This window comes from Aliiroseovarius sp. S1339 (assembly GCF_023195695.1).
In the GTDB taxonomy this organism is placed as follows: Bacteria; Pseudomonadota; Alphaproteobacteria; order Rhodobacterales; family Rhodobacteraceae; genus Aliiroseovarius.
Genome location: NZ_JALPQG010000016.1, coordinates 1 through 2,500, shown reverse-complemented (window position 1 = coordinate 2,500; position 2,500 = coordinate 1). Strand labels below are relative to the sequence as shown.

Genomic DNA, 2,500 nt, shown 5'->3' with positions numbered 1-2,500 from the left:
GCGAAAGCGAGTCTTAATAGGGCGAATGAGTTAGGTGGATCAGACCCGAAACCGAGTGATCTAGGCATGGCCAGGTTGAAGGTGCAGTAACATGCACTGGAGGACCGAACCCACATCTGTTGAAAAAGATCGGGATGAGCTGTGCCTAGGGGTGAAAGGCCAATCAAACTCGGAGATAGCTGGTTCTCTGCGAAATCTATTTAGGTAGAGCGTCGGACGAATACTCTCGGGGGTAGAGCACTGAATGGGTAATGGGGGCCTACAGCCTTACTGATCCTAATCAAACTCCGAATACCGAGAAGTACTATCCGGCAGACACACAGCGGATGCTAACGTCCGTTGTGGAGAGGGAAACAACCCTGACCTACAGCTAAGGCCCCTAATTCATGGCTAAGTGGGAAAGCAGGTGAGACGACCAAAACAACCAGGAGGTTGGCTTAGAAGCAGCCATCCTTTAAAGATAGCGTAACAGCTCACTGGTCTAATTTAAGTTGTCTTGCGGCGAAGATGTACCGGGGCTCAAGCCATGAGCCGAAGCTTAGGGTGTGCACTTTTGTGTACGCGGTAGCAGAGCGTAGTGTGACATAGTTCCATGTCTCTTTAACTCATTGATGCAATGCCAAAGCGCTCAAGTAGCGAAGCGGTAGCGCATATATAGTGAGTGTCGGAGACACGGAGCTTTCTGTGAAGCCGGCGCGTGAGCGATCCGGTGGAGAGATCACTAGTGAGAATGATGACATGAGTAGCGACAAACAGGGTGAGAGACCCTGTCGCCGAAAATCCAAGGGTTCCTGCTTAAAGCTAATCTGAGCAGGGTAAGCCGACCCCTAAGGCGAGGCCGAAAGGCGTAGTCGATGGGAACCAGGTTAATATTCCTGGGCCATGAGGTGGTGACGGATCTCGAAGGTAGTTCATCCTTATCGGATTGAATGGGCTGCTAAGAGGTTCCTGGAAATAGCCCCTCTATTAGATCGTACCCTAAACCGACACAGGTGGATAGGTAGAGTATACCAAGGCGCTTGAGAGAACGATGTTGAAGGAACTCGGCAAAATACCTCCGTAAGTTCGCGAGAAGGAGGCCCAGTTTCTACGCAAGTATTGACTGGGGGCACAAACCAGGGGGTGGCGACTGTTTACTAAAAACACAGGGCTCTGCGAAGTCGCAAGACGACGTATAGGGTCTGACGCCTGCCCGGTGCCTGAAGGTTAAAAGGAGGAGTGCAAGCTCCGAATTGAAGCCCAGGTAAACGGCGGCCGTAACTATAACGGTCCTAAGGTAGCGAAATTCCTTGTCGGGTAAGTTCCGACCTGCACGAATGGCGTAACGACTTCCCCGCTGTCTCCAACATCGACTCAGCGAAATTGAATTGCCTGTCAAGATGCAGGCTTCCCGCGGTTAGACGGAAAGACCCCGTGCACCTTTACTACAGCTTCGCACTGGCATCAGATACAATATGTGCAGAATAGGTGGTAGGCTTTGAAGCAGGAACGCTAGTTTCTGTGGAGCCTCCTTTGAGATACCACCCTTGTTTTGTTTGATGTCTAACCGCGGTCCGTTATCCGGATCCGGGACCCTGCGTGGCGGGTAGTTTGACTGGGGCGGTCGCCTCCTAAAGAGTAACGGAGGCGCGCGAAGGTTGGCTCAGAGCGGTCGGAAATCGCTCGTTGAGTGCAATGGCAGAAGCCAGCCTGACTGCGAGACTGACAAGTCGAGCAGAGTCGAAAGACGGCCATAGTGATCCGGTGGTCCCGAGTGGAAGGGCCATCGCTCAACGGATAAAAGGTACGCCGGGGATAACAGGCTGATACTGCCCAAGAGTCCATATCGACGGCAGTGTTTGGCACCTCGATGTCGGCTCATCTCATCCTGGGGCTGGAGCAGGTCCCAAGGGTACGGCTGTTCGCCGTTTAAAGAGGTACGTGAGCTGGGTTTAGAACGTCGTGAGACAGTTCGGTCCCTATCTGCCGTGGGTGTAGGATACTTGAGAGGAGTTGCCCCTAGTACGAGAGGACCGGGGTGAACGTTCCACTGGTGGACCAGTTGTCGTGCCAACGGCAGTGCTGGGTAGCTATGAACGGACAGGATAACCGCTGAAGGCATCTAAGCGGGAAGCCCCCCTCAAAACAAGGTATCCCTGAGGACCGTGGAAGACTACCACGTCGATAGGCCGGAGATGTAAGCGCAGCAATGCGTTCAGTTGACCGGTACTAATTGTCCGATAGGCTTGATTTGATCCAGTAGAAGTTAGACCATCGCGCTCAAGTAGCGAGAGCGGTAGAAACGATACTGATAAATCAAAAGCATACACACCAGTGTACTGACTTGGAACGGCTCTTTCCTCGGTTTGGTGGTCACAGCACAAGTGAAACACCCGATCCCATCCCGAACTCGGAAGTTAAGCACTGTCGCGCCAATGGTACTGCGTCTTAAGACGTGGGAGAGTAGGTCACCGCCAAACCTAGAAAAGAGCTAATTCTCTCAATACGATAACAATACAAA

At 52.4% G+C, this 2,500-nt stretch carries 2 rRNA genes (1 of these 2 cut by a window edge); both read left to right on the top strand.

Annotated elements, in window-relative coordinates:
* Positions 1-2,233, top strand: a 23S ribosomal RNA gene (locus MUY35_RS17015) (it extends 648 nt beyond the left edge of the window).
* Between the two features lie 111 nt (positions 2,234-2,344).
* Positions 2,345-2,459: ribosomal RNA gene (gene rrf, locus MUY35_RS17010) — 5S ribosomal RNA — on the top strand.
* Positions 2,460-2,500 lie beyond the last annotated feature (41 nt).